This is a genomic window from Citrobacter sp. RHBSTW-00944, from assembly GCF_013615435.1.
In the GTDB taxonomy this organism is placed as follows: Bacteria; Pseudomonadota; Gammaproteobacteria; order Enterobacterales; family Enterobacteriaceae; genus Citrobacter; species Citrobacter braakii.
Genome location: NZ_CP055418.1, coordinates 2,108,208 through 2,134,729 on the forward strand (window position 1 = coordinate 2,108,208; position 26,522 = coordinate 2,134,729).

At 52.2% G+C, this 26,522-nt stretch carries 32 protein-coding genes; 10 read left to right on the plus strand and 22 right to left on the minus strand.

The window, feature by feature from the left end:
• Nucleotides 1-45 precede the first annotated feature (45 nt).
• Complete coding sequence (locus HV334_RS10020) at nucleotides 46-1,476, plus strand: DNA cytosine methyltransferase (RefSeq protein WP_181221610.1); 1,431 nt, start codon at nucleotides 46-48, stop codon at nucleotides 1,474-1,476.
• Nucleotides 1,457-1,924 (plus strand): very short patch repair endonuclease, encoded by a 468-nt coding sequence (locus tag HV334_RS10025; protein ID WP_181221612.1) that lies wholly within the window; start codon nucleotides 1,457-1,459, stop codon nucleotides 1,922-1,924. The genes HV334_RS10020 and HV334_RS10025 overlap by 20 nt, the downstream gene beginning before the upstream one ends.
• Here the strand turns inward: HV334_RS10025 and yedA are convergent.
• Nucleotides 1,916-2,836 (minus strand): drug/metabolite exporter YedA, encoded by a 921-nt coding sequence (gene yedA / locus HV334_RS10030; protein WP_016156848.1) that lies wholly within the window; start codon nucleotides 2,834-2,836, stop codon nucleotides 1,916-1,918. The genes HV334_RS10025 and yedA overlap by 9 nt on opposite strands.
• 178 nt (nucleotides 2,837-3,014) lie before the next feature.
• On the opposite strand from yedA, the gene HV334_RS10035 reads away from it, so the two are divergent.
• The 3 genes from HV334_RS10035 to tnpA all read left to right on the plus strand — a co-directional run bounded on the left by HV334_RS10035 (nucleotide 3,015) and on the right by tnpA (nucleotide 4,984).
• Nucleotides 3,015-3,926 carry a DUF808 domain-containing protein gene (locus tag HV334_RS10035; protein ID WP_016156847.1) on the plus strand — a complete coding sequence of 304 codons (912 nt, stop codon included), beginning with the start codon at nucleotides 3,015-3,017 and terminating at the stop codon, nucleotides 3,924-3,926.
• Between the two features lie 77 nt (nucleotides 3,927-4,003).
• Nucleotides 4,004-4,186 carry a DUF2158 domain-containing protein gene (locus HV334_RS10040; RefSeq protein ID WP_016153498.1) on the plus strand — a complete coding sequence of 61 codons (183 nt, stop codon included), beginning with the start codon at nucleotides 4,004-4,006 and terminating at the stop codon, nucleotides 4,184-4,186.
• Nucleotides 4,187-4,525: 339 nt separating this feature from the next.
• Complete coding sequence (gene tnpA / locus HV334_RS10045; protein WP_131381019.1) at nucleotides 4,526-4,984, plus strand: IS200/IS605 family transposase; 459 nt, start codon at nucleotides 4,526-4,528, stop codon at nucleotides 4,982-4,984.
• A gap of 121 nt (nucleotides 4,985-5,105) precedes the next feature.
• On the opposite strand, the gene yodD is transcribed toward tnpA, so the two are convergent.
• Entirely contained in the window at nucleotides 5,106-5,333 is a 228-nt protein-coding gene (yodD, locus tag HV334_RS10050) for a YodD family peroxide/acid resistance protein (protein ID WP_003030417.1), read from the minus strand.
• Nucleotides 5,334-5,496: 163 nt separating this feature from the next.
• On the opposite strand from yodD, the gene dsrB reads away from it, so the two are divergent.
• Nucleotides 5,497-5,685, plus strand: coding sequence for a protein DsrB (gene dsrB / locus HV334_RS10055; RefSeq protein ID WP_003030419.1), 189 nt, complete (start codon nucleotides 5,497-5,499; stop codon nucleotides 5,683-5,685).
• A gap of 54 nt (nucleotides 5,686-5,739) precedes the next feature.
• Here the strand turns inward: dsrB and rcsA are convergent, their stop codons facing one another.
• The 14 genes from rcsA to fliF all read right to left on the minus strand — a co-directional run bounded on the left by rcsA (nucleotide 5,740) and on the right by fliF (nucleotide 17,247).
• Nucleotides 5,740-6,363: a transcriptional regulator RcsA gene (rcsA, locus tag HV334_RS10060; RefSeq protein WP_016153497.1), complete on the minus strand. Its 624-nt coding sequence runs from the start codon at nucleotides 6,361-6,363 to the stop codon at nucleotides 5,740-5,742.
• A gap of 289 nt (nucleotides 6,364-6,652) precedes the next feature.
• A complete protein-coding gene (gene fliR / locus HV334_RS10065) occupies nucleotides 6,653-7,438 on the minus strand; it encodes a flagellar biosynthetic protein FliR (RefSeq protein ID WP_019077076.1) in 786 nt (261 codons plus the stop codon).
• A gap of 8 nt (nucleotides 7,439-7,446) precedes the next feature.
• Complete coding sequence (gene fliQ / locus HV334_RS10070; protein ID WP_003030425.1) at nucleotides 7,447-7,716, minus strand: flagellar biosynthesis protein FliQ; 270 nt, start codon at nucleotides 7,714-7,716, stop codon at nucleotides 7,447-7,449.
• Nucleotides 7,717-7,725: 9 nt separating this feature from the next.
• Complete coding sequence (gene fliP, locus HV334_RS10075; protein WP_006684053.1) at nucleotides 7,726-8,463, minus strand: flagellar type III secretion system pore protein FliP; 738 nt, start codon at nucleotides 8,461-8,463, stop codon at nucleotides 7,726-7,728.
• The gene (fliO, locus tag HV334_RS10080; protein ID WP_103766440.1) at nucleotides 8,463-8,840 is read right to left on the minus strand and encodes a flagellar biosynthetic protein FliO; all 378 of its coding nucleotides are present in this window, start codon (nucleotides 8,838-8,840) and stop codon (nucleotides 8,463-8,465) included. The genes fliP and fliO overlap by 1 nt, the downstream gene beginning before the upstream one ends.
• Complete coding sequence (gene fliN / locus HV334_RS10085; protein WP_003030433.1) at nucleotides 8,840-9,253, minus strand: flagellar motor switch protein FliN; 414 nt, start codon at nucleotides 9,251-9,253, stop codon at nucleotides 8,840-8,842. Before fliN ends, fliO begins: the two co-directional genes overlap by 1 nt.
• A complete protein-coding gene (gene fliM, locus HV334_RS10090) occupies nucleotides 9,250-10,254 on the minus strand; it encodes a flagellar motor switch protein FliM (RefSeq protein WP_003030434.1) in 1,005 nt (334 codons plus the stop codon). The genes fliN and fliM overlap by 4 nt, the downstream gene beginning before the upstream one ends.
• Nucleotides 10,255-10,258: 4 nt before the next feature.
• Nucleotides 10,259-10,726 carry a flagellar basal body-associated protein FliL gene (gene fliL / locus HV334_RS10095; protein ID WP_016153493.1) on the minus strand — a complete coding sequence of 156 codons (468 nt, stop codon included), beginning with the start codon at nucleotides 10,724-10,726 and terminating at the stop codon, nucleotides 10,259-10,261.
• A 104-nt stretch (nucleotides 10,727-10,830) separates the two neighbouring features.
• On the minus strand, nucleotides 10,831-12,045 hold the full coding sequence (fliK, locus tag HV334_RS10100) for a flagellar hook length control protein FliK (protein WP_181221614.1): 1,215 nt from the start codon (nucleotides 12,043-12,045) through the stop codon (nucleotides 10,831-10,833).
• Nucleotides 12,042-12,485, minus strand: coding sequence for a flagellar export protein FliJ (gene fliJ, locus HV334_RS10105; protein WP_016153491.1), 444 nt, complete (start codon nucleotides 12,483-12,485; stop codon nucleotides 12,042-12,044). Before fliJ ends, fliK begins: the two co-directional genes overlap by 4 nt.
• A gap of 21 nt (nucleotides 12,486-12,506) precedes the next feature.
• A complete protein-coding gene (gene fliI / locus HV334_RS10110) occupies nucleotides 12,507-13,877 on the minus strand; it encodes a flagellar protein export ATPase FliI (RefSeq protein WP_016153490.1) in 1,371 nt (456 codons plus the stop codon).
• On the minus strand, nucleotides 13,877-14,584 hold the full coding sequence (gene fliH / locus HV334_RS10115) for a flagellar assembly protein FliH (protein ID WP_181221616.1): 708 nt from the start codon (nucleotides 14,582-14,584) through the stop codon (nucleotides 13,877-13,879). Before fliH ends, fliI begins: the two co-directional genes overlap by 1 nt.
• Entirely contained in the window at nucleotides 14,577-15,572 is a 996-nt protein-coding gene (gene fliG / locus HV334_RS10120; protein ID WP_016153488.1) for a flagellar motor switch protein FliG, read from the minus strand. Before fliG ends, fliH begins: the two co-directional genes overlap by 8 nt.
• Nucleotides 15,565-17,247 carry a flagellar basal-body MS-ring/collar protein FliF gene (fliF, locus tag HV334_RS10125; RefSeq protein WP_047357996.1) on the minus strand — a complete coding sequence of 561 codons (1,683 nt, stop codon included), beginning with the start codon at nucleotides 17,245-17,247 and terminating at the stop codon, nucleotides 15,565-15,567. Before fliF ends, fliG begins: the two co-directional genes overlap by 8 nt.
• A gap of 216 nt (nucleotides 17,248-17,463) precedes the next feature.
• On the opposite strand from fliF, the gene fliE reads away from it, so the two are divergent.
• On the plus strand, nucleotides 17,464-17,778 hold the full coding sequence (gene fliE, locus HV334_RS10130) for a flagellar hook-basal body complex protein FliE (protein ID WP_181221617.1): 315 nt from the start codon (nucleotides 17,464-17,466) through the stop codon (nucleotides 17,776-17,778).
• 45 nt (nucleotides 17,779-17,823) lie between these two features.
• Here fliE and yedF read toward each other — a convergent pair whose 3' ends face one another.
• Both yedF and yedE read right to left on the minus strand, forming a co-directional pair.
• Nucleotides 17,824-18,057, minus strand: coding sequence for a sulfurtransferase-like selenium metabolism protein YedF (gene yedF / locus HV334_RS10135; protein WP_000790504.1), 234 nt, complete (start codon nucleotides 18,055-18,057; stop codon nucleotides 17,824-17,826).
• Nucleotides 18,054-19,259: a selenium metabolism membrane protein YedE/FdhT gene (gene yedE / locus HV334_RS10140; RefSeq protein ID WP_047416083.1), complete on the minus strand. Its 1,206-nt coding sequence runs from the start codon at nucleotides 19,257-19,259 to the stop codon at nucleotides 18,054-18,056. The genes yedF and yedE overlap by 4 nt, the downstream gene beginning before the upstream one ends.
• Before the next feature lie 185 nt (nucleotides 19,260-19,444).
• Between yedE and yedD the strand changes: the two genes are divergently transcribed.
• Nucleotides 19,445-19,858 carry a lipoprotein YedD gene (gene yedD, locus HV334_RS10145; protein ID WP_181221876.1) on the plus strand — a complete coding sequence of 138 codons (414 nt, stop codon included), beginning with the start codon at nucleotides 19,445-19,447 and terminating at the stop codon, nucleotides 19,856-19,858.
• 40 nt (nucleotides 19,859-19,898) lie between these two features.
• Here the strand turns inward: yedD and amyA are convergent, their stop codons facing one another.
• The 4 genes from amyA to fliD form a co-directional block, all read right to left on the minus strand.
• The gene (amyA, locus tag HV334_RS10150; protein ID WP_016156839.1) at nucleotides 19,899-21,386 is read right to left on the minus strand and encodes an alpha-amylase; all 1,488 of its coding nucleotides are present in this window, start codon (nucleotides 21,384-21,386) and stop codon (nucleotides 19,899-19,901) included.
• A 68-nt stretch (nucleotides 21,387-21,454) separates the two neighbouring features.
• Nucleotides 21,455-21,826 (minus strand): flagella biosynthesis regulatory protein FliT, encoded by a 372-nt coding sequence (gene fliT, locus HV334_RS10155; protein ID WP_003030458.1) that lies wholly within the window; start codon nucleotides 21,824-21,826, stop codon nucleotides 21,455-21,457.
• Nucleotides 21,826-22,233, minus strand: a complete 408-nt coding sequence (gene fliS / locus HV334_RS10160; RefSeq protein ID WP_181221619.1) for a flagellar export chaperone FliS — start codon at nucleotides 22,231-22,233, stop codon at nucleotides 21,826-21,828. The genes fliT and fliS overlap by 1 nt, the downstream gene beginning before the upstream one ends.
• Before the next feature lie 15 nt (nucleotides 22,234-22,248).
• Nucleotides 22,249-23,661, minus strand: a complete 1,413-nt coding sequence (fliD, locus tag HV334_RS10165) for a flagellar filament capping protein FliD (RefSeq protein WP_181221621.1) — start codon at nucleotides 23,659-23,661, stop codon at nucleotides 22,249-22,251.
• A gap of 255 nt (nucleotides 23,662-23,916) precedes the next feature.
• Here fliD and HV334_RS10170 point away from each other — a divergent pair, with 255 nt between their 5' ends.
• Complete coding sequence (locus HV334_RS10170) at nucleotides 23,917-25,626, plus strand: FliC/FljB family flagellin (protein WP_181221623.1); 1,710 nt, start codon at nucleotides 23,917-23,919, stop codon at nucleotides 25,624-25,626.
• A 162-nt stretch (nucleotides 25,627-25,788) separates the two neighbouring features.
• Nucleotides 25,789-26,508, plus strand: a complete 720-nt coding sequence (gene fliA, locus HV334_RS10175) for an RNA polymerase sigma factor FliA (protein ID WP_016153479.1) — start codon at nucleotides 25,789-25,791, stop codon at nucleotides 26,506-26,508.
• Nucleotides 26,509-26,522: the final 14 nt, after the last annotated feature.

Consider the following 26,522-nt stretch of genomic DNA (forward strand, 5'->3'; position numbering starts at 1 on the left):
AAATTATGTTAACCTGTCAGCTATCCATTTCGGCCGGTTAAATGTATGCAGGATAATTTTTCAGTAGCAGGTTCCATGAACCCGATGACAGATGATAACGAGGCCGCCGCACAGGTGATTTTGGCTAAGTTGCTTGAAATATATGACGTGAAAACGCTGGTTGCTCATCTGAATGGTGTTGGCGAGAACCGCTGGAGTCCGGCCATCTTCAAACGTGTGGTTGCCAATGAAACGTGGCATCGCCTCAGCGACGGTGAGTTGGCTCATCTGAACGACTTGCTGCCGAGGCCGCCTGCGCATCATCCACATTATGCTTTTCGCTTTATCGATCTTTTTGCCGGTATTGGCGGCATTCGTCGCGGCTTTGAGGCGATTGGCGGGCAGTGCGTGTTTACCAGTGAGTGGAACAAGCATGCGGTGCGCACCTACAAAGCGAATCACTACTGCGATCCTCACCAGCACCATTTTAATGAAGATATTCGCGATATCACCCTCAGTCATCATGATGGTGTGAGTGACCTGCAGGCGGCGGAACATATTCGCCAGCATGTTCCGCAACATGACGTGCTGCTGGCGGGATTTCCTTGTCAGCCATTCTCTCTGGCCGGTGTATCAAAGAAAAACGCGTTAGGGCGGGCTCATGGCTTCGCCTGCGATACGCAAGGCACACTTTTTTTTGACGTGGTGCGCATCATTGATGCGCGTCGGCCGGCAATATTTGTGCTCGAAAACGTCAAAAACCTGAAGAGTCACGATCAGGGGAAAACGTTCCGCATCATTATGCAAACGCTGGATGAGCTGGGTTATGACGTGGCTGATGCACACGATAACGGGCCGGACGATCCGAAAATTATCGATGGGCAACATTTTTTGCCCCAGCATCGCGAACGTATTGTGCTCGTCGGCTTTCGCCGCGATCTGAATCTGAAATCAGACTTCACGTTGCGCGATATTGTCTCCCGCTATCCTCAGCGGCGTACGACGCTGGCGGACCTACTTGAGCCGACCGTCGACGCAAAATATGTGCTCACGCCGGTGCTGTGGAAATATCTGTATCGTTATGCGAAAAAGCATCAGGCACGGGGCAATGGATTTGGCTATGGCATGGTGTATCCCGGCAATCCCGATTGTGTAACGCGCACATTATCGGCGCGTTACTATAAAGATGGGGCGGAGATCTTGATCGACCGCGGTTGGGATATGGCGCTGGGTGAAAAGGATTTTGATGATCCGCACAATCAGCGATACCGTCCGCGCAGGCTGACGCCCAGAGAGTGCGCGCGCCTGATGGGATTTGAATCACCTCAGGGCTATCAGTTCAGGATCCCGGTGTCGGACACACAGGCTTATCGTCAGTTTGGTAATTCGGTGGTCGTCCCGGCATTTGCGGCGGTTGCCAGACTGCTGGAGCCAAAAATCAAACAGGCGGTTGCTATTCGCGAGAAAGAGAAACTGCATGGCAGACGTTCACGATAAAGCGACGCGCAGTAAAAATATGCGGGCGATAGCAACCCGCGATACCGCAATTGAAAAACGCCTTGCCAGCGTACTGACAGAGCAGGGGGTAACGTTTCGCGTGCAGGATGCGACGTTACCCGGTCGTCCCGATTTCGTGGTGGATGATTATCGTTGTGTGATTTTTACCCACGGCTGTTTCTGGCATCATCACAACTGCTATCTATTCAAAGTCCCCGCCACACGAACAGCGTTCTGGCTGGAAAAAATAGGCAAGAATGTCCAGCGTGACGCGCGGGATTGTGAAAAATTGCAGGCTTTGGGCTGGCGCGTACTGATTGTCTGGGAGTGCGCCCTGCGTGGGCGCGAAAAGCTGGGGGAGGACGCGTTGTCCGAACGCGTCATCGAGTGGATCTGCGGCGGTGGCGACAGTGCGCAGATCGACCCCCTCGGTATCCATTTACTGTAACGTCTTTTCCGACGGGGTCGCAACGGCGTCCGCTTTAATGGGAAATAAGTATTTACCGAGTGTGACCAGTACCACCGCAAATACAATCACGCCAAGCGCCAGCCATTCGATGGGTGCCAGACTTTCTCCTCCCAGGCCGGTACCTAACAGTACGGCGACAACCGGATTAACGTAGGCATAGCTAGTGGCTAATGCCGGGCTGACGTTGCGGATCAAGTACATATACGCGTTGATGGCAATAATAGAACCAAACACGGCCAGATAGGCGACCGCCATAAAGCCTGAAAACGTCGGCATAGTGGTCAACTTTTCCCCGGAAATCAGCGAGGCGCACATCAGCACAATACCGGCGGCTAACATTTCAATGGCTCCGGCCATCATGCCAACGGGTAACGTTATGCGCGAGCCGTACACTGAGCCAAACGCCCAGCTTATCGAACCTATCAGGATTAAAATTGCTCCCCATGGATTACCACTCAAATTACCACCGCTGTTCAGCATGATGATCCCCGCGAGTCCAATTGCGATCCCCATCCATTCAAGTTTGCGCGTTTTGATGCCAAAAAAGTGGCTAAAACACAGCGTAAACAGCGGGACGGTGGCGACCACCACGGCGGCAATACCGGAAGGCACATTTTGATGTTCTGCGACGGTGACCAGTCCGTTACCGACAGCCAGCAGCAGGATACCAATTAACGCGGCGTTCAGGAGCACGCGCAGAGGCGGCAGCTTATGTCCGCGGATAAGTAAGAATGCTGTTAATAAAATCCCCGCAGAGAGAAAACGAACGCCAGCCATCATCAACGGCGGCCAGCTTTCAACGCCAATGCGAATAACGAAGTACGTGGAACCCCAAATGATGTACAGCGCGAAAAGCGCACTGAAAAGCGGTAGCAATTGCCTGAAACGCATAATCCCTCACGGTGGAAATAAAAAGGTGCAACATAGTAAACGTCAAAACTATCTTGCTGGCGAGATTTATAATTACGTGCCGATGTTAAAAATTTGTTGACCAGAAAGGTCAGTTTCAGCATTGCGTGTTTTACTTCATACTTATGACTGCAAAAAAATAATATTGAGGGTAAAAATTTTGGCAGGAAGTAGCTTATTGACCTTACTCGATGATATCGCCACTTTGCTGGATGATATCTCTGTCATGGGAAAACTGGCCGCGAAAAAAACCGCGGGTGTGCTGGGAGATGATCTGTCGCTTAACGCGCAGCAGGTGTCGGGTGTGCGGGCGAACCGCGAACTCCCGGTGGTCTGGAGCGTAGCGAAAGGATCGTTTGTTAACAAAGTTATCCTTGTGCCGTTGGCGCTATTGATAAGCGCCTTCATTCCCTGGGCGATCACCCCCTTATTAATGGTAGGCGGGGCGTTCCTCTGTTTTGAAGGTGTAGAAAAAGTTCTCCATACCCTGGAAGCGCGTAAGCACAAAGAAACCCCGGAAGAGCGTCAGCAGCGTCTGACATCTTTGGCAGCGCAGGATCCACTCACCTTTGAGAAAGATAAAATCAAAGGAGCGATACGTACCGACTTTATTTTATCTGCTGAGATTGTCGCGATTACGCTGGGGATCGTAGCGGATGCGCCATTGTTGAATCAGGTGTTGGTGTTATCTGGCATCGCATTAGTGGTGACAGTGGGGGTCTACGGCCTGGTCGGGATTATCGTTAAGCTCGATGATATCGGATACTGGTTGGCAGAAAAGCGCAGTACGCTGGCCCAGTCGCTGGGTAAAGGATTGCTGGTTGTTGCCCCCTGGCTTATGAAAACACTTTCCGTGGTCGGCACGCTGGCGATGTTTTTGGTTGGCGGCGGAATTGTGGTGCACGGAATAACACCGCTGCATCATGCGATTGAACATTTTGCCCAACAGCAAAGTGCATTGATTGCGCTGATGCTTCCGACCCTGCTGAATCTGGTGCTCGGTTTTATCATTGGCGCAATAGTGGTGCTGCTGGTGAAAGGCGTCGCCAGAGTGCGCGGAGTTTCGCATTAATTGTCGCAGGGTTGATTACGCAAAACCCTTCTTTGTCGTCTAAGGTGTAAAGGTTTCTCTTGATACAGGAGGCAGGTATGGTCTTTTCTGTCAGTGAGGAAGTCACATCCAAAGAGGGTGGCCCACGCATGATCGTTACCGGGTATGCCAGCGGAATGGTGGAGTGTCGCTGGTACGACGGCTTTGGCGTCAAACGGGAAGCATTCCGTGAAGATGAACTGGTGCCGGGCGAGCGAAGAAAGCTCTGCCAGGATGCCTGAACACCTGGGGTGCGCGTAACCGGGTGATCTTTCAATCATTAGTTATATTTATCATTTTAGTGAGAATTATTTACTTGTCAGGCAAAAAAATTGCAGATAAGGTTTGTTTCACATCAGATTTCCTGGTGTAACGAATTTTCAAGTGCTTCTTGCATAAGCAAGCTTGATCCCGACCCGATAAGGGCCGGGATTTTTTGTGCACAGAAAACCCCCAGCTAGGCTGGGGGTTCCGGAAAGCTTTCCGCTTTGGGCCAGTTATTAAAACCCCTTTTGATTTGTTAAAACACATTGCGGTCTGGCAACTGCAAATGTTTAACAAGAAATCAAAAGGGGGTCCCAATGGGGGACGAAAAGAGCTTAGCGCACACCCGATGGAACTGTAAATATCACATAGTTTTTGCGCCCAAATACCGAAGACAAGCATTCTACGGGGAGAAACGCAGGGCGATAGGCAGCATTTTAAGAAAGCTGTGTGAGTGGAAAAACGTGCGGATCCTGGAAGCGGAATGCTGTGCGGATCATATCCATATGCTTGTGGAAATCCCACCCAAAATGAGCGTATCCGGCTTTATGGGGTATCTGAAAGGGAAAAGCAGTCTGATGCTGTATGAACAGTTTGGGGATATGAAATTCAAGTACAGGAATAGAGAGTTCTGGTGCCGGGGATACTACGTAGATACGGTGGGTAAGAACACGGTGAAGATACAGGAATACATAAAGCACCAGCTTGCAGAAGATAAAATGGGTGAGCAGTTATCGATCGCTTATCCGGGTAGCCCGTTTACGGGCCGTAAGTAACGAAGTCTGATGCAAATGTCAGATCGTATGCGCCTGTTAGGGCGCGGCTGGTAACAGAGCCTTATAGGCGCATCCGAAAAACCTCCGGCTATGCCGGAGGATATTTATTTTTCGCCCTCAGTCAGCGATTGATCTCCGACACGCTAAAATCATGGATATCAAGCTCGAACGCGTCGGCCAGTTCATGCCACGTGTGGTAATCACGTCCGTCGACGCTGACGCGTTCAGGGTCATCCTGACTGCGATGAATTTCACTCTCGCAGATTTCGTTGATTGCCTTCAGTAGCGCGTCCACATCGACGCTGACTTCACGTTTGGCCGTATCGCTGTACTCTTTCGCGGTTTTCATCCTCATACCTCTCAACCGTTAAGGATACCGGGGGAGCGCATCCAAACATCAGATACGCACAACTTAAGTATAGACCGTCGATAAAACCCGCAATCGCGCGAGCCGGGCGCTGCCAGAAAAAGGAAATTGTTCTACACTGGCACAAAGCCACAGGAGGAAAACTATGAAGGTGAATGATCGGGTCACAGTCAAAACGGACGGCGGTCCTCGTCGACCGGGCGTGGTACTGGCTATCGAAGAGTTTAGTGAAGGCACCATGTACCTGGTTTCGCTGGAAGACTACCCGCTCGGTATCTGGTTCTTTAATGAGTCAGGTCATCAGGATGGTATCTTCGTGGAAAAAGTAGAATAAGGTGAGTTTTGCTGCATAATCCTGACTGGTGGATTCGCCACCAGTCAGAACGTGTTAGCGCGTATTCACAAAGATACCATTGGTAACGTTATCGGTGAGTCTCACAACGTGATAGATAACTTGCTTATTATGCGTCTTTATCTTTCGTTTTATATTCCCCTTATGGGATGACACGGTCTTGGCTTTGATATTCATTTGGTCGGATATCTGTATTGTGCCCTGACCCTCCATCCACATGCGTAGCATGCTGGACTCGGTACGGCTCAATGATAATGTCGGCAGATTCACATCAATGACAAAATCTACTTCTTTTTTCAGAATATCGCCAAGGAGTTCATCCAGTGAATCTGGTTTAATCGACTTAGAACTAATCAATAAATTTTTTCTGACTAATAGATACTCATCAAAATGCACGTTGGCAATTGCCATAAACACAATAAATAATGTGCCAGGATGCTGATTAATGATTTGCTTTATTTGCTGGCTATTAGCAGGATCGTGGATAAAGCAGTCCTCATTAATAAACACCACAGCGGGCTGTTGAGAGACACAGGCGAGACTGAGCTCCTCAACGTTGGAAATGTTGTTGATTTCCCTTTTCTTCACCCCCCGACTTACCAGATATCCGGTCAACCCTAGCCGGGTGTAACTGCACAAATCCATAATAATCGTTGACATGGCATACCCTCACTCAATGCGTAACGATAATTCCCCTTACCTGATTATTTTCATCACAACTAAACGGAATAATAACGACCCAAGATGACGCTTTCGCTGTTTTTCAGGCGAAATTACTATCCCGTAAAGTTGCGTATAATTTGCCAGGAAACATCTTAAAGTAAAGTAAATGTTGCGTTATGTGAGTGAGTCAATAATAAATAAACCGCGACAGAGATATCCTGGTGGATGTTGTCGCTTTTTAAATTTAGGACAATCCTTAGTAAAACAGGATAAAAATTAAGGGTTATTATTTTCCGGGCATTTCGCTGACAATATCAGCCAACAAATTAAAAATTTCGCTGAATAATCGCTCGCAGAATGGCGCAATTAATGGCATCAGGGCCGCCATTAATGAAATACCCACGGCGAGGGTGAGTGGAAAACCGATAACGAAAATCGACAGTTGAGGAGCCATGCGATTCAACAGACCGAGTGCGAGGTTTAGGGTGAGTAGCAGCGTCATTATCGGCAGGGCCAACATTAGCCCGTTGAGGAAAATCAGGCTACCCGCCCGCGCCAGCGCGAGAAACGCATTGCTGTTCACCGGATTGCCGCCGATTGGCAAGGTATGAAATGTATCCACCAACAGCGAAATAAGCCACAAATGGCCGTTAAAAGTCAGGAATAACAGCATGGCGAGCATGTCGATCAGTCTCGCCAGTACCGGCATATTCAGACGGCTGCCGGGATCAAAGAAGGTTGCGAAGGAGAGACCCATTTGCAGACCAATTAATTCCCCGGCGGTACGTACTGCCGCGAAGGCAAACTGCATAGTGAAGCCCAGAGCGATGCCGATCAGGATTTGTTGCATTGCCTGCCATAGCGCCCCGATAGAAAAGATAGGGACGTCTACCGGGGGAATCGACGGAGCGATAACGACGGTTATCATTAACCCCAGCCCCAGTTTTACTCGTTTGGGGATCGCGCGCTCGCTGAGAATTGGAGCCGTTGAGATGAGCGCCAGGATGCGCAGCAAAGGCCAGAAGTAAAGATTCAGCCAGTGGAGCCACTCAACGCTGGTCACCTGCAGCATAATGTCATCTACCCGATGATGTAGGGGATATTGCTGAACAGCGTACGCACGTAGTCGAGCAGCAGGTTAAGCATCCACGGGCCGGCAACAATGATGGCAATAAAAACCGCAACAATTTTGGGAATGAAGGACAGCGTCATTTCGTTTATCTGGGTCGCCGCCTGCAAAATACTGATGATAAGACCTGTGACGAGGGCGACCAACAGCAAAGGCGCGGCAAGGGCCAGGGCGACTTTCATCGCCTCTGTGCCCATCATCATGACCGATTCAGGTGTCATTTCGCGCCTCTAACTGTAAAAGCTTTGAGCTAGCGAGCCGACAAGCAACTGCCAACCGTCTACCAACACAAACAGCATCAGCTTGAACGGTAGCGCGATCGTGGCCGGGGGGACCATCATCATCCCGAGCGCCATCAGCACGCTGGCGATGACCAGGTCGATAATCAGAAACGGAATAAAAATGGTAAAGCCTATCTGGAATGCCGTCTTCAGCTCGCTGGTGACATAGGCTGGAAGCAAAATCCGCATCGGTACGGCTTCTGGTCCCTGTAGGGGACCGCTGTTTGCTAAGCGCGCGAAGAGTGCCAGATCGGCTTCACGGGTCTGGCGCAACATAAACTCACGCAGCGGCTGTGCGCCTTTCTCCATGGCTTCCTGCATAGAGATTTTCTCTTCGCTGAACGGCTGATATGCGTCGACGTAGATTTTGTCGATTACCGGCGACATGATGAAAAAGGTCAAAAATAGCGCCAGGCCCAGTAGCACCTGGTTCGGGGGGGCCGAAGGGGTTCCCAGCGCATTTCGTAACAGACCGAAAACGATGATGATGCGGGTGAAGCTGGTCATCATCAATAAAATGGCGGGCAGGAACGTCAGCGAGGTGATAAACACCAGCGTTTGCACGGGCAAAGACCAGCTTTGTCCGCCGCCAGGCAGCGGCTGGCTAACCAGACCCGGGAGCTGGGCGAGGGCTACTGGGCTGAAAAGCCATAAGCCTGCCAGCGTGATGGATAACAAACGGCGCATCAGGATCTCCCGGGACGCTTAAGCAAACTCTTCATCATGGCCTGGAAATCCGCGGGGGAGGCCGGTTTTTCTTCTGCATCAGCAGGCACCGGGGGCAGGGTGTGCAGCACGTTAATTTGCGAGGCCGTGACGCCCAGTACCAGGCGCGCATCTTCAACCTCAACAATCACCACGCGCTCACGTGGACCCAGTGAGGTACTTGCCGCAACTTTCAGTCCGCGCGTACCGGCGCTTTTTGGGGCAAACCCCATACGCTTAATCACCCAGGCTGCAGCCAGGATCAATACGATGATCCCAAGCAGCGCGCCGCTTACCTGAACCAGCGGTGAGCCGGGTACGGCGGCTGGCTGAGAAACTGTAGCCTGGGTATTCATGATTAACGGCTCAGACGGCGCATGCGTTCAGATGGGGTAATAATGTCGGTGATACGTACGCCGTATTTGTCTGCGACAACCACCACTTCACCCTGGGCAATCAGGTAACCGTTGATCAGGATATCCAGCGGCTCGCCCGCCAGACCATCCAATGCGACGACCGAACCCTGCGTCAGACGCAGCAGCTCTTTGATGGTCATGCGGGTTCGGCCCAATTCGACGGTCAGTTTGACCGGAATGTCCATGATCAGGTCGATGTCCTGCAAGGCACCGCTGACGTCGCCGCCACCTAACTGCTGGAATACCGCATCGGCCGCACTTTTGGTGGGCGTGGTTTTTTGCTCGTTTAACGCGTCAGCCCACAGATCGTCCAATGCACCAGTGTTCTCATCGGACGGATTATTCATATCACTCATTTGGGCTGTTCCTCATTCAGCGAATTCAAAATCGGGTTTATCAGATGTTCTACGCGTAACGCATACTGACCGTTCACCGTGCCATACTGGCTGGTCAGTACAGGCACGCCGTCCACATGAGCAATAATGCGGTCGGGTTTTTCAATCGGCAGTACATCGCCGGGTTTCAGTTTTAAAATCTGGGATAGCCGCAGCGGAATGTCAGCAAAGTTTGCCACCAACTCCAGCTCAGAATGCTGAACCTGACGCACCAGATTATTGCGCCAGTTCTGATCTTCATTACGCGAGTTTTCCAGCGGCGGGTTCACCAGCAGCTCACGCAACGGTTCAATCATGCTGAATGGCAGACAGATGTTAAATTCACCGGTCAGGTTGCCAATTTCAACGTGGAATGGGGTATTGACCACGATGTCGTTAGGAGACGTGGTGATATTGGTAAATTTCACCTGCATCTCGGAACGAACGTATTCCACTTCCAGCGGATTGATGGCCTTCCACGCGTCGCTGTAGCTTTCCAGCGCCAGCTTCAGCATGCGGTTGATAACGCGCTGTTCGGTATGGGTAAATTCGCGGCCTTCCACTTTCGTCGGGAAGCGGCCATCACCGCCAAACAGGTTATCGACGGCGATAAATACCAGACTCGGTGAGAACACCACCAGACCCGTACCGCGCAGCGGCTTCAGGTGGATTAAGTTCAGGTTGGTCGGAACCGGTAAGTTGCGCGCAAACTCGTGGTATGGCTGGATACGGATCGCACCCACGGTAATATCCGGGCTACGGCGCAACAGGTTAAATAACCCCATACGGAACTGGCGCGCGAAGCGTTCGTTAATGATCTCCAGCGCCTGTAAACGCTCACGTACCACGCGGCGCTGGGTGTTGGGATCGTAAGGACGAATATCGCTTTCTTTTGCGATACCGGAAATGGGTTCGTCTTTAGTTTCGCTATCGCCATTAAGCAATGCGTCGATTTCAGCCTGAGAAAGAATACTGTCGCCCATGTCTTTACCGCAGAATAAAAGCTGTATAAAGAACGTCGGTGACAACCTGTTTGGGTTGCCCAACAACGAGCGGAGTCGCAAGCGTCTCTTTGATGGCGGCAATGAGCTGTTGCTTACCTTCTTCGGTGGCAAGCGTAGCCGCGTTCTGACGAGAGAACAGCAGCAGCAAGCGGCTGCGCACTTCCGGCAGATATTCGTTAAGACGTGAACGCGTTGCCTCGTCTTTCATGCGCAGCGTGATACCGATATACAGTACACGGTCCGCATCACCCAGATTGACGGTAAAGGTATCCAGCGCAAAGAATACCGGGGCTGGCGGTGGAGCCGGTTCCGCTTTGACGCTGGCGGACGGTTGCTGCTGCATGCGCCAGTAGCTATAACCCGCAGTTGCGCAGGCGGCGAGGGTAATCAATACCAGCAGAGGGATCCAAATAGCGCGTTTACTTTTTTTGTTAATCGCGGAGTCAGTCATCAGATACGGGCTTCCTGTTTCGGTACAGCTTATGGGCTGATTATCCCGTGTCCTGTCCACGACAAAGCGTGGAAAAGACGCGGATAATCATGCTACCTCTGGCGTTAGGCGAAGATGTCTACTGCTCCATCACCGCGTGCTGCGGCTTGCAGTGAGGCTGGCGCTGCCAGTACGGCGTCATCTTCAGCGGCAAAAATGTCTTGTCCCTGAGCGCGACCCGCCTGCTGTTGCTGCCCGGAAGACTGCTGATTACCGGCAAAGCTTTCACTACTGATACTGCTTTGTCCAAGCTGGATACCGCTTTCAGCCAACTGCGTACGCAGCATCGGTAATGCAGCTTCCAGCGCAGCGCGCACGTGACTGTGTGGCGATACCATTTGCAACTGCGCGAGGTTGTCATCCAGCTTGAGGGAAATGTGCACTTGGCCCAGATCCTGTGGATGCAGACGCAGTTCCGCGCTTTGCTGGCCCTGGCGAGTAAACAGAGTGACGTGCTGGCTCAGTGATTGCTGCCATTCCTGGCTACCCAATGGCGCGCTTAGCACTGGTGCGGCGGTCGGTAACGGCTGAGCGTGGGGCTGCGGGCTACTTAACGGCGCCGTCGCCATGCCAATGCTGGTCGGCGAAGGGGCGCTTTCAATTTCCGCTCTGGTCGTCGCCGCTGCCGTCAACGGGGTTAATGTCGGATTGTTTGTCTGATCTACGCTGCTGGCAGGCGTTGCAATATCTGCTTTGCCTTTTTTGGCATCACCTGGCAGCAATTCGCCAGCATTATCGGCGATAGCGCTGTGTACCGAGCCTCGTGACAACGCCGAAAGCGTCGCATCAACGGGGGCTGGCGCGCTGTCGACGGCCGGCGTGGTCTGCGGTTGTCCTGGCAGCATGGCGAACAATGCGCTCAGGTTGGCGAGATCCTCATCGCTCAGTGCGGTGTTTTTTTCATCCTGCTGAGCGACTTTGCCCAGAGTCGTCAGGGCATTAACTTTCAGTGAGGGCGTGAGGGCAGACAACAGTTGCTGAGCGTCTGTCATGTCGACAAGAGAAGCATCAGTGTGCATCTCTTTTTGCGCCAGTAGTTCGGTCAACTTGAGCGACGGTGCTGAATCGCCATTTTTTTGCAATAACCCTTTTTGCAGTTTGCTACCGGCCGCCTGTAAGTCGGCAAACGACAGCGGGGCGTCTTTACCCTGCGCGTTGTCCGCACCTAATGCACCCGCCAGCAGCGCTAAAAAATCCTCGGGTGAATCAACCGCTTTGCCTGACTGAAGACCTGCGGCTACGTCGGTGTCGGTGGTAATCAGTTGGGGTAAAGTAATCATTCGGGTTTCCTCATAGCTGCACGCTGAGCAAATTCATCCATTTTTTTCTGATCCAGGCGGTTTTCGGCCAGTAACGCCGCCGAGGTTTGTCTGTCCTGCAGAGTCTGCCACGCCTGTAAACGTTGTTTTTTGTCGCGCCAACTGTTCAATGCCTGGTCTACTTTCTGCGTCCACTGATTGAGCTGTTGGCGGTGTTGCTCAATCGCTTTTTCCAGCGTCTGAATAAATTGTTGGTAATTGATCCAGCGATTACTGGTAATACCCTGACCCATGTCACTGTTCAGATTGTTGCGGTACTCATGCTGATAATCGATCAGCATTTTCAACTGCTCTTCCGCCTGCTGACAGCCACGACGCATCTCTCCCAATAAGACAGCGGCGTCATCTACCTCTTTTTCAGCCAGGTCTTTCAGTGTGGCTAATGCACCATGTTGTGCCATGACCTATGCTCTCCTGCTTACTCACACACCAGGGAAAATCAGTTCTAACGCGTGCAGAGAATCTTCCCAGTCCGCTCGTTCAAAAATGCCTTGCTGTAAGAATGCTTCCAGTTGTGGCCATAGGGCGATGGCTTTATCCAGCATGGGATCGCTGCCTTTGGCATACGCCCCCACGCTGACCAGATCGCGGTTGCGCTGGAAGCTGGATAGCAGCTGTTTAAAGTTACGTACCCGCGCATAGTGTTGTTCACTAATGAGCGCGGTCATGGCGCGGCTGATCGAAGCTTCAATATCGATGGCCGGATAGTGACCCGCTTCGGCCAGATGACGGGACAGCACAATGTGGCCGTCCAGAATCGCGCGCGCGGAATCCGCAATGGGGTCCTGCTGGTCGTCACCTTCGGTCAGTACCGTGTAAAACGCGGTAACGGAACCGCCGCCGTGAATACCGTTCCCGGCACGTTCGACCAGCGCCGGTAATTTGGCGAATACTGAGGGGGGATAACCTTTCGTTGCCGGCGGCTCTCCGATCGCCAGGGCGATCTCACGTTGCGCCATCGCGTAGCGGGTGAGGGAATCCATAATCAGCAATACGTGCTGTCCACGATCGCGAAAATCTTCGGCGATACGCGTGGCATAGGCCGCGCCTTGCATACGTAACAGCGGCGAAACATCTGCGGGAGCAGCAATCACCACCGAGCGCGCACGACCGTCGGTACCGAGAATATTTTCAATAAAATCTTTAACTTCACGACCACGTTCGCCAATCAGACCTACGACGATAACATCGGCCTGGGTATAGCGCGCCATCATGCCGAGCAGAACGCTTTTACCGACACCGGAACCTGCGAAAAGTCCCATACGCTGACCGCGACCGACGGTTAACAACGCGTTGATGGGACGTACGCCGGTATCCAGGACGTGTTCAATCGCGGTGCGTTGTAGCGGGTTAAACGGCGGCGTAATCAGCGCCCCGGTTTCGGTGGTATCCGGGGCGGGCAGACCGTCGAGCGGTTTGCCGCTACCGTCAAGCACACGACCCAGCAATGCAGGACCAAGCGGTAATTGCTTCCCGCTTTGCAGGCCTTCTCCGGCAATGTTCTTCGCGTAAACGCGCGCGCCGGGCAGAACGCCTTCAACCTCTTCGAGGGGCATCAGAAACAGACGCTGACCGTTAAACCCCACGACTTCACTTTCGACCTCCTGGGTTTCGTTGCCGTCCTGGCGTTCAATAACGCAGGTGGCGCCCAGCGGCAACTGTAATCCCGTGGCCTCCAGCACCAGCCCAGTGGCGCGGGTCAGGCGACCGTAACGGCGCACCGCAGGCAGCAGCGACATTTTCTCTTCGAAGCTGTCCAGCGTGTTGAGCCAGCGAGTCAGGCGAGTGGTCATTACACGACTCCCGGCGCTGCCAGACGGCAGAGTTCTTGCCAGCGCGTGGCGACGCTGGCATCCAGATCGCCTTCATCGGCTGAGACTTTACAGCCGCCGTGATGCAGCGTCGGATCGCCGCGCAGCCGCCAGCCGTGCAGGCTGAGGGTCGCACCGAGCATTTCTTCTACACGCTGGAGATCGTCCGGATGTACGCGTAGCTGCGGTTTACCGCTAAACAGCGGTTCTTGCTGTAACAGCTGTTGGATTTGTTTAATCAGCGCAGCGTTATCCACAATAGGCGTCTGACCTATAACCTGACGCGCAGCTTCCAGCGCCATTTGCATCAGACGCGAGGCAATGACGCTGTCCAGCGCGTCCAGCGTATTCTGAAACTCGCTCACCAGTTGCTGCATGCGGGCATGGATCGGCGCATGCTGAGCGCGCGCCTGGTTCTGGCCTTGCTCCAGCCCCTGACTCAGTCCTTCCTGATAACCTTGTTCGTGGCCTTTTTGTCGACCTTCCGCCAGACCCGCGTTATAACCTTGCTCATGGGCCTGCAGTTGCAGCTGTGCGAGCTGCTGTTCAAGCTGTTGCTCTGCGGAAAGCTCTGGTTCTGCTGCTTCTTCTGACAGCGGGTTTTCGCTGTGCTCAGCCAGTACGAACTCCGCCATCGGTGGGGCGAGGTCGTCCGGGGTCCAGACTTTCCACGGCAGTTCGTTAGACATAGGTATCCTCGCCGCTGCCTATCACCATCTCGCCGGTTTCCGCCAGACGACGCACAATAAGCAGAATGGCTTTCTGTTCGTTTTCCACCTGCGACAAACGCACCGGGCCGCGGTTGGCGAGGTCGTCGCGCAGAATATCGGCAGCACGTTGCGACATGTTGCGCAGGAACTTCTCGCGCAGCGGCTGTTCGGCACCTTTCAGGGCAATCAGCAACGATTCGGAATCCACTTCCTGCAGCAGGCGCTGGATACTGCGATCGTCGACATCCACCAGGTTCTCGAACAGGAACATCTCGTCGATAATTTTCTGCGCCAGCTCGCCGTCGAATTCGCGTACGGCGGTAATAACCGCTTCTTCCTGCTGGGTTTTCATCAGGTTGATAATTTCTGCCGCCGTTCTCACGCCGCCCATTTTGCTGCGCTTGAGGTTCTGGCCATCGAGCAGGCCGTTGAGTACCTCGGTCAGTTCTGCCAGCGCGGCAGGCTGTACGCCGCCAAAGGTGGCGATACGCAGCATCACGTCGTGACGTAAACGCTCGTCGAACAGTGCCAGTATATCGGCAGCCTGGCCCCGCTTGAGGTGCACCAGAATGGTGGCGATAATCTGCGGATGCTCGTCGCGGATAAGGTCGGCGGCGCTTTGCGGCTCCATAAAGTTAAGCGTTTCAATGCCGCTGGTGGTATCGCGGGTTTCCAGAATATCTTCCAGCAGACTGGAGGCACGTTCTTCGCCCAGCGCTTTCACCAGCACGGAGCGCAGATATTCGTTGGCGTTGATATTCAGCGCGGCAAACTGTTCGGCTTCTTGTTCAAATTCGGCCAGCACTTCCGTCAACTGCTTGTTGGAAATCTGGCGAACGTTGGCCATCGCCGTACTGAGCGCCTGAACTTCGCGCGTGGAAAGGTGCTTAAACACCTCCGCCGCGCGATCTTCGCCAATGGTCATCAGCAGGATGACGCTTTTATCGGTACCGGTAAGATTACTCATGATCGTTACTCATCCACTGGCGAATGACCAGCGCCACGACGCGCGGATCGTTATCTGACATTTCACGAATACGCTGACTCATGACTTCTGCTCCCAGACGCTGATTAGTACGACGCTGCTGGGTTTGTTCGTCTTTGCTGAGGCGAACTTCTACCGCTTCTTCGGTTTCCTGACGGACACGCGTTTGTTCTTGTACGGCTTTCGCTTCTTCACTGCGACGGACCAACTGCGGACGAACGGCTTTCCGCCACAGGATCCACGCCACCAACAGAACCAGCAACCAACGACCTGCGGACATTAACTGATCAATAAAGAACGGCTGTTTCCAGAACGGTAGCTCGCCCATGGAATCGTCGGTCGCCGTGAAGGGAGAGTTCACCACGTTCAGGGTATCGCCACGCTTGTCGGAGAATCCCATCGCTTCGCGGGTCAGATCCTCAATCTGTTTCATCTGCTCGGCGGTTAACGGCAACGGTTTGCCGTCTGGTAACGTTTTGTAGTTGACCACAACAGCCACCGAAAGACGCTGCACATCGCCAACGTTCATTTTGGTATGACGAATGGTGCGGTCAACTTCATAGTTGCTGGTTTCATTGCGCTGAGTATTGCGCGGGCCGGCATTATTACTGTTATTCGCCGTCTGTGCGTTTTGCGTATTTTGCGCGTTTTGCTGATTAGCGGGTGGGTTGGCGATTGGCGCAGTATTTGCCGGAGCGGGCTGATTTGACAACGCGCCCGGTACGCCGCCTGGTGCTCCGCTACCGACCTGCTCACTGACGTTCAACTGACGAGAACGCAGCACGGCCTGGGACTCATCACCGTTTGGACGATACTGTTCTTCGGTTTGCTCTTTGTTGGCAAAATCCAGCTGCGCGGTGACCTGCGCATGTACGTTACCATTGCCGACAATCGGCGACAGAATCGATTCGATACGACGCTGAACGCGGCCTTCGACGTCGCTGGCGTATTTCAGCTGCGCATCGTTAAGATCGCGGCTACTGGTATTTGACTGGGTTAACAGATGACCCGCCTGGTCGACCAGCGTAACGTTGCCCGGCGGCAAGCCTGCAACAGCGCTGGAAACCAGATGCGTGACCGCACTGATCTGACCTTCATCCAGCGCGCGACCCGGTTCCAGGTTGACGGTGACGGAGGCTGAAGGCGCTTTTTGCTCACGCACAAACAGCGACGGTTTCGGCATAGCCAGATGCACGCGGGCGCGTTTTACCGGTCCCAACGTTTCAATCGTACGGGCTAATTCACCTTCCAGCGCGCGCTGGTAGTTGACCTGCTCGCTAAACTGGCTGATACCAAACTTTTCCTGATCCAGCAGTTCAAAACCCACCGCGCCGCCTTTGGGCAGACCTTGCTGCGCCAGGCGTAAACGCAGTTCGTGGACTTTATCGGCAGGAACTTCAATGGCGCCGCTTCCCTCAGTAAAACGGTAGGGAACGTTCATCTGCGTCAGTTGGGTGACGATCGCGCCACCATCCTGATCGGAAAGATTGCTGAACAGCGTGCGGTAGTCAGGTGCTTTGGCCCACAGGACCATCGCCACGATGATCGCGACGGCAGCGGCTCCCGCCACAATCAGAGGAATTCTGGGATTCGCGCGCAGGCGGTTTAACCACTCGAGAGGTTTAAGCTGGGTTGCAGTCGATGCTGTCGCACTCATCTCGCACCTCGTGGCTTATCGTGGACGGCGTTTTTTGCAAAGTGGAACAAGACTCACTCCCGGGTCAGCAAACTCGAAAAATTGACGGTCTCATTATTTGCGGTTTCGAATTTTTCTATGCGTTAAAAACCGTGGTTTTTTATCGTTATTTAACGCCTTTATCTTATTGACTAACTGGTAATCTCAACTACGTAAAAAATTATCCAGGGGATCAGAATGTCGGCAATACAGGGGATTGAAGGGGCCATCAGCCAGCTACAGACCACGGCGATGTCAGCAAAAATGCAGGATATGCAGCCACAACCGACCGTGAGCTTTGCCGGTCAACTGCATGCGGCGTTAGACAGGATCAGCGATGTACAAACCGCGTCCCGTGTGCAGGCTGAGAAATTTACCCTCGGTGAACCGGGTATTGCGCTGAACGATGTGATGACCGATATGCAAAAAGCGTCGGTATCGATGCAGATGGGGATCCAGGTGCGCAACAAACTGGTGTCGGCGTATCAGGAAGTGATGTCGATGCAGGTGTAGCAAGCCGAACATTCTCCCGCTGCGTCGGGCAACGGGAGAATCGCATTACTTCTGAATTAAATAACGAATCGTTGGACCATCCTGCTGAATATCCAGCACCGTATAGCCGTGATTACGCGCATCCAGTGGAATATTGTTGATTGACTGCGGGCAATCGCTCACCACTTCCAGAATCTCACCTTTCTTCAATTGCGGCATCGCTTCCAGTGTGGCGACAGCCGGATACGGACACGGCTCGCCGACCATATCGAGGCGATAATCAGGCACGATATTTTTCATACAGACTCCTTGGCAGGCGTCAGCCCAGCGCGACGGAAGAAGCGTTTTTCCCAGCCGATGATGAGCATCAGCGCGGTAAATAACAGCAGATAGGTTACCAGCAGGCCACCGAGCGGGCCGAAGGTGTTGAGCAGATTCACTTTGTCCCAACTGGTGGCAAGCGCGGGAGCAAAATCATCCCAGTAGTAGGCCAGAATGGTCGAGCCAATAACGTTGCCCAGACCCACCCACCAGTAATGCACCTGGCCTTCAACGGCGCGGTACATCCAGCCTGTTTCACACCCGCCCGCCAGAACAATGCCGAAGCCGAACAGCAAGCCGCCGATCACCGCATTCGGACCTGCCCACATGATTTTAGGCTCGACGCCCAGTTGTACGTAGCTAAAGATACCGATGGCGCTGACCGCCATCCCGAAGATGATCGCTTTCGCCATATGGGTGCGACCGGAAATCCACAGGTCGCGGAAGGCGGAGGTGAAGCAGATTTGCGCCCGTTCAATCAGCAGCCCGAACCCAACGCCGAACAGCATGGCCAAACCAAGTTTGGGCTTATCCATCGCAGTGAGTAGCGCCCAGCCGATCATGGCGATAAACACCAGCATGCCGAGGCGGAAACGGCGACGGGCCTGATCTGGCTTTTGCGTTAACGGAGAAGCGGCGGAGACTTTCTGCATTTTAACCGGAATACGAAACATCGGCAGCAGGGTAAAGCGTGCGCCAAACCATGAGCCAATAGCCGTTGCCAGGGCGAAAAACCAGGCGTGTAGCGAGAACTGTGGAATACCGGTGAAGAATGCGGCCAGGTTACAGCCCATTGCCAGCCGGGCGCCGAATCCGGCAATCATCCCGCCGACAATCGCCTGCATAATGCGCACCCGACTGCGCGGCATGCGTAATTTGACGTTGTTTGCCCACAATGCGGCAGCAAAACAGCCCCCGAACATACCGAGGATCATCATGCCGTCAATGCGGGTCAGGGGTGAGCCTTCGAGATGGATCAGCTTGTAGTATCCCCATTCTTCGGCGTGAACGCCAAACAGTTGCAGGATTTGACCACCCCAGCGAGTGAATTCGCCGGTAACGGCCCAGAAGGTTCCCGTAATGCCGAAATAGTAGGTAGAGAGAATACCCGCTGCGATGACCGCAGGGGCGGGGGCCCAAAATTTGATTAACCAGGCCTGTTTGAAGTGTTGCCATGACATGCGTTGTGCCTCTGAACTCAGAAGGTATGTAACAAGAAGTGTGGATACTACACCGATCAGAATTTTTGACTATGAGTAATAGGAGGTAACACCGTCTGGATCAATCTTTCTCAACCCTGCCGAAAGGCTGGCGACATCAGGCCTTTAATGCCACAATCCCATTTTCTTCGCATGCAGGATGAATGATGAAAAAATTAGCAATCGTTGCTGTATTTCTGGCGCTTACCGGATGCGCCGAAGTAGAAAATTATAACGACGTGGTGAAAACGCCAGCGCCAGCCGGTCTGGAAGGATACTGGCAGTCAAAAGGTCCGCAACGCAGTCTGGTGAGCCCGGAAGCGATTGCCAGCCTGGTGGTAACAAAAGTGGGCGACACGCTGGATTGTCGCCAGTGGCAGCGAGTGATCGCGCTGCCGGGGAAACTGACGATGATCTCTGGCGATCTCACCAACGTGACGGTGAAACGCGAGCTGTATGAAATTGAGCGTGAAGGCAATACGCTGGAATATGACGGTATGACGCTGCAGCGGGTCGACCGCCCGACGCAGGAATGTGCTGACGCGTTAAAGAAAACGCCGCTGGCCACGCCACTGCCATAAGCTATACGCCCCGGTAGCCAACGGCCACCGGGGTTGAGCTTTACAACACGTCTTCAATCACCCACACGCTGACGCTACCGCCGTTACAATAAAACGTCGCTTCACCGTTCTCATCGGTGACCACGCTTTCTTCGCGATTTCCCAGATAGTCGCGCCAGGTTTTATTCCCGTAATTCGCACCGAGATTGATGGTCTTTTCCCCGTCATCGCCGTTAGAAAGAACAACCACACAGCCGGGATCCTCGTCCGTTCCGCTGCGGCTAAAAGCGATACAGTTAGGGTGATCGAAAAAAAGCGTCTGTACGCCGTGCGCGAAGCGCTGGCGCGCGAGGATCAGTTCATCAAGCTGTTCAATGATCGGCATGTCGATAGGATAGGTTTCGCCATCACCCCCGGTGTCTTCGTAATGCGCCCCGTAGAGGTCAGGATAAAACACTGACGGCACGCCGTTTTCGCGCAACAGGATCAGCGCATAGGCCAGCGGCTTAAACCATGGCTCGACAGGGGCTTCCAGCGCCTGCAAGGGCTGAGTGTCGTGGTTGGCCACCAGCGTGACGGCATGAAACGGATCGGCTTCCACCAGGGTGTCGGTGAAAATCTGACTCATGTCGTAATCGCGTCCCTGACGAGAGGCCTCGTGGAATTTCATCTGCAAAGGGGCGTCGAATAACATGGTTTTCCCCTCCACCTGATTAATGTAGGTTTGCAGCTTGTCGACTTCATGCGACCAGTATTCCGCGACGATAAACAGCGGCTTGGGGGCGACTTCCTGCACATGCTCAATCCACTCTTTATAAAACCATGCCGGAATATGTTTCACGGCATCTAACCGAAAGCCGTCACACTGGGTTTGCTCCATCACCCAACGCGCCCAGTATTTGATCTCCTCAGTTACGGCGTGATTGCGAAAATCGATGTTTTCGCCCATCAGATAATCAAAATTACCCAACTCATCATCAACCTGATCGTTCCAGCCTTCGCCGGTGTAGTCGTTCACGATTTTAAAAATGCCGTCTTCGGTTGGGTTTTCGATATGGTCAATACCGCTGAAGCATTTAAAGTCCCAAATGAATTGCGAGTACTGGCCCGCGCGGGCAGGGAAGGTGTAGCGCGTCCAGCCTTCGCATTCGACAATCTCATCGTCTATTTGCGTGCGATCCTCGGCGTTAACCCGCTGTACACGAATATTCTCTTTCTCATCTGCACCCATTTTGTGGTTAACCACCACGTCGAGCAGTACGGCAATATCATTGTGTTTTAGCGCGTCTATCGCCGCCAGCAGTTGGTTTTTATCGCCATATTTGGTAGCGATGGTTCCCTTTTGGTCGAATTCGCCCAGATCAAACAGATCGTAGGAGTCGTAGCCAACGGAATAGCCGCCGGAAGCGCCTTTATAAGCGGGAGGTAACCACACCATATTGATGCCGATGTCATTGAGTCCACCTGCGCGTTCGGCAAGTTCGGGCCAGAGTTGACCGCCCTCGGGGTAATACCAGTGAAAATACTGCAATAACGTGGGATTTTTCATCTTCCGTGCTCCAGAAGTCGTTTGGCCGACCTCTGGAGTATGGAAGATTATTCAGACGAGACGGGAAATTATTGTGGGGCAGTGGGGGCGTCGGGAACTAACAGCATGCCGGAAAGACGGCCATAAGCGTTATTTAGCGTCTTTTGGCGCGTCGACTGACCGATGAGATTGCTGAGTTCATCCAGACGCTGCTGCAACAATGTTTTGAGCAGTTGTTCGTTATCCAGCGTCTGTTTAATGTACCCGGCCACTAAATCCTGAATACTTCGCGTAATGCCTGGTGGAGTTTGCTCTTCCATGACCACTTCAATACTTTGCAGATAGGTAACTTCCTGTTCCAGTAAAAGGTCCCATTCACCGCGCTGCGCCAGTTCCAGCAGTGAGTGACTGAGCAGCGCGATGCGCTGCCAACGGTTGATAAACTCCACGGCTGAGGTCATTAACAAGACTCCTGGGAAGATGCTTTCGGTGAGATCTGTTTCCAGGCATCTGCAATGTTGCCGAGTAACCCTTCGACTTCTTCAATGGCCTGACAATCATTACGCAAGTTAGCTTGCAGTAAACGGCGAATCATATAGTCGTACAGTGAAGACAGACTGGTGGCGATTTCGCCGCCATTCTCTTGATCAAGTCCTGCCTTCAGGCCATTGTCGATAATATTAATGGCTTTACTTAACGCTTCACCTTTAGCGACGATATCACCCTGTTGCATAAACAGGCGAGCGCGCACCAGGGCACTGTTCGCGCCATCAAATAACATTTCAATCAGCTGATGTGGGCTGGCGCTCATCACGCCACTCTCTATGCCGACCTGTGCATAGGCTTTGGTACCGCTCGCGGTATACATGCTTACCTCGTGTTATCAGGATTTATTCATCGCCGTAAATTGCTGACTCAGATAAGTACTGGTGTTGTTGAGCTTGCTCATCATGGTGTCTAACTGCGTAAACTGTGCCGTGTAACGCGCTACCGTGTCATCAATGCTGGCGCTGACCGACAGATACTGTTTGGTCAGTTTTTTCAGCGTTGAGTTAATGCTGTCTTGCGCGCTGTCGATAATACCGTCGTCTGCTAAATAGCTTTTTACTTCGGTGGCAATTTTGGTGGTAATACCGGTTTCTTTGCCGTCGCCGACCAGCAATTCACGCACGGATGCTGTATTTTCGTTCAGGACTTTTTTCAGCTTATCATCGTCAATTTTCAGCTTGCCGGTTGCGCCGTCCTGCTTAATACCAATTTCATTTAATGTCTTAAAAGCGCCATCACTGGCACCGTTGGCAAATTGTGCACGAATTCCACTTTGGATTGTACGAACAACGCTGTCACCAAGCAGCGCTCCGTTATTTTTGTCTTGCGCTTCAGCACCCGGATCAACTTCTTTATATTTGGTCAGCGTGTTAAAGGTATCAATAAGGGAGTTATATGAATCCACCCAACCTTTAATGGCTTCGGTTGCTTTGTCGTTATTCTTTATCACCGTAACGCGAACGTCAGTGACTTTTTTGGTCAGATCAAGCACCACACCCTGAGGGGCATCGGTAATTTTATTACTGGAGCGTTCAATATCGATACCGTTCACGGTTAACAGCGCATTCTGTGCGTTAACCTGTTCCTTCATATTCCCGGTACCGGTTTTGCTGTCATAAGCCAAAAGATCATTGAGTTTGCTGTCTCCCTCAACGGAGATAGTCATTTTATTGGCTTCGCCTTCACTGGCGGTCAGTACCAATTGATAGTCGCCGTCTTTGACTTTGACGATACTGGCTGAAATTCCGCTATCAGCATCGTTTATCGCTTTGCTGATCTCATCCAGTGAGGTCTGATCTTTATTAAGCTTAATTTCCAGCGGGTCTTTACGGCCATCCTGCGTAATTTTAATGGTGCGTGTTTCTGCTGAAGTATCACCCAGCGCGTCTTTTGTTGATGCAATTGTTGTCGTTGAGTTAGTTCTTAAAGATTGCGCTTGTGCCAGTTGGGTGACGCTAATTGTATAGATACCCGGTGCCGCCCCAGCTTCGGTGGTGACTTTCAGGTCTTCATTACTGCTGGTAACGGTCGTGCTTTTGAATATGTCAGCTTTATTCAACGCAGTGTTTGCCGTCTGGAATTTTTCCAGCGCGCTCTTTAATGTGCCGTACGCTGTCAGACGCGCTGTATTGTCGCTTTGCTGCTGCGTGATCGGGTTTAAGCGTTTTTTTTCAGCGATGGTCAGATTGTTTAGCAAGGTATCCAGCGGCAGGTTTGAACCGACGCCGAGAGATGTAAATGAAGCCATGCCTAATTCCTTTTGATTGCAAACAGTAGTTAAGCGGGTTATCGGCAATCTGCGCGCAAAGTTTAATGATAGTTTTGCAAAAATAATGCGCAGAATAGTGGGGCATATTGCGGGTATTTCTGGGGCTAAGAAAAAAGAGGGCGGAAAGTAAAAATTTTCTAAAGTTCGAAATTAAGGTGCCGATACATGGGTTACGGTGAGAAACCGTGGGCAACAGCCCAATAACATCAAGTTGTAATTGATAAGGAAAAGATCATGGCACAAGTCATCAATACAAACAGCCTGTCGCTGTTGACCCAGAACAACCTGAACAAATCTCAGTCTTCCCTGAGCTCCGCTATCGAGCGTCTGTCTTCTGGCCTGCGTATCAACAGCGCCAAAGACGATGCTGCTGGTCAGGCGATTGCAAACCGTTTCACTGCCAACGTTAAAGGCCTGACCCAGGCTTCCCGTAACGCCAACGACGGTATCTCCATCGCGCAGACCACTGAAGGTGCACTGTCCGAAATCAACAACAACCTGCAGCGTGTGCGTGAACTGTCCGTTCAGGCAACCAACGGTACTAACTCCCAGTCTGACCTGGACTCCATCCAGAACGAAATTACCCAGCGTCTGAGCGAAATTGACCGTGTTTCCGGTCAGACTCAGTTTAACGGCGTGAAAGTACTGGCGTCCGACAGCTCCATGAAAATTCAAGTTGGCGCGAACGACGGCGAAACCATCACCATCGACCTGAAAGAAATCACTTCTTCTACACTGGGTCTGAATGGTTTTAACGTGAATGGCAAGGGGTCCATTGCCAATAAAGCAGCAACAGTAAGTAATCTTACTGCTGCTGGGGCAGCAGAAACAGCGACTGGTAGTGGGATTTACACTAAAACCACTACTAATAATGCGTTGAAAGCGAGTGACGCTATCGGAAAAATGAACGATGGCGATAGTATTGCAATTGGTGCAAGCACTTATACTTACAATGCGAAGGACGGCAATTTCAAAACTCCAGTTACAATTGATGATGCAAATGCAGCTGACAGAACTGCTTTAAAAGGTAGTTTAAAGGCTAGCGTTGCTGGTTCTACCGAGAAAGGTACTTGGACGACTCAAACGGGTTCCGTTGATTTTGAAGCAGATTCTTCAGGTAATATTACCATTAACGGCAAAGCCGCATTTGTCGATGAGGATGGTAACTTAAGTACTAACAATGCTGGTAACACAGCAGCAACCACTTCAGTATTGGTTGACAAAGCTATCAATGAAAAAGGCAATGGTGGGACACTCTCTTTTAAAGGGGTTGACTATACCCTTAAAGCTGGTACGACTGGCAAAGAGGGCGATATTAGTTATACAGGAACAATTTCTAAAGATGAAGTTGTAGCAAAAGCAGAAGCAGCTGCCTCTACAGTAACACTGAAGTCAGGTGTATTGTCTTCTACTATTAACTTTGCTACTACAGGTGTATCTGCAGATACGTATCTTGATAGTAATGGTGACATTACCAAGACTAAGGCATATACAACAGGCTATGCTGTTGATAAAGATACTGGTGCTGTAACAGTCAAAAGTTATTCAGCTGTAAATAGTGCTGATACAGCGATTAATGATAATAAGTTCAAACCTGAAGTTGGCGCTGCGGTATTTGTGACTAATGACGGTAAAATTACTACTGAAAAAACAAGCGGTGGCTCTGCAACAAGTGATCCTCTGAAAGCTCTGGATAAAGCGCTGGCACAGGTTGATGCCCTGCGTTCTGACCTGGGTGCGGTGCAGAACCGCTTCGATTCTACCATCACCAACCTGGGCAACACAGTAAACAACCTGTCTTCTGCACGTAGCCGTATCGAAGATGCTGACTACGCGACCGAAGTGTCTAACATGTCTCGTGCTCAGATCCTGCAACAGGCGGGTACTTCTGTTCTGGCACAGGCTAACCAGACCACGCAGAACGTTCTGTCTCTGCTGCGTTAATTTACGCTCATCGCGCAAACCCCGCTCTGGCGGGGTTTTTTACATTCAGCTTTACCCGTAACCCCTAAATAACCCCCCATTTCACCCACTATTCACCCGATTAAAACCCCTGCAGAAACGGATAATCATGCCGATAACTCATTTAACGCAGGGCTGTTTATCGTGAATTCACTGTATACCGCTGAAGGTGTAATGGATAAACACTCGCTGTGGCAGCGTTATGTACCGTTGGTGCGTCACGAAGCATTGCGCCTTCAGGTGCGTTTGCCGGCGAGCGTAGAACTGGATGACCTGCTACAAGCGGGCGGCATCGGGTTATTGAATGCAGTCGACCGATATGACGCTTTGCAAGGAACGGCATTTACCACTTACGCAGTGCAGCGTATTCGTGGAGCGATGCTGGACGAACTACGTAGCCGGGATTGGGTGCCGCGTAGCGTTCGGCGCAATGCTCGCGAAGTGGCACAGGCGATGGGGCAACTGGAGCAGGAATTAGGGCGTAACGCGACGGAAACCGAAGTGGCGGAGCGTCTGGCTATTCCTGTGCAAGAGTATCGTCAGATGTTGCTTGATACCAATAATAGCCAACTCTTCTCCTACGACGAGTGGCGGGAAGAGCATGGCGATAGTATTGAGCTGGTGACAGAAGAACATCAGCAGGAAAACCCGTTACAGCAGCTACTTGAGGGTAACCTCCGCCAGCGCGTGATGGACGCGATCGAAGCGTTGCCGGAACGCGAAAAGCTGGTGTTAACGCTGTACTACCAGGAAGAGCTGAATCTGAAAGAGATTGGCGCGGTACTGGAAGTGGGGGAGTCACGGGTTAGCCAGTTGCACAGTCAGGCCATCAAACGTCTACGCACCAAGCTGGGTAAGCTATAGGGGTACACCATTAC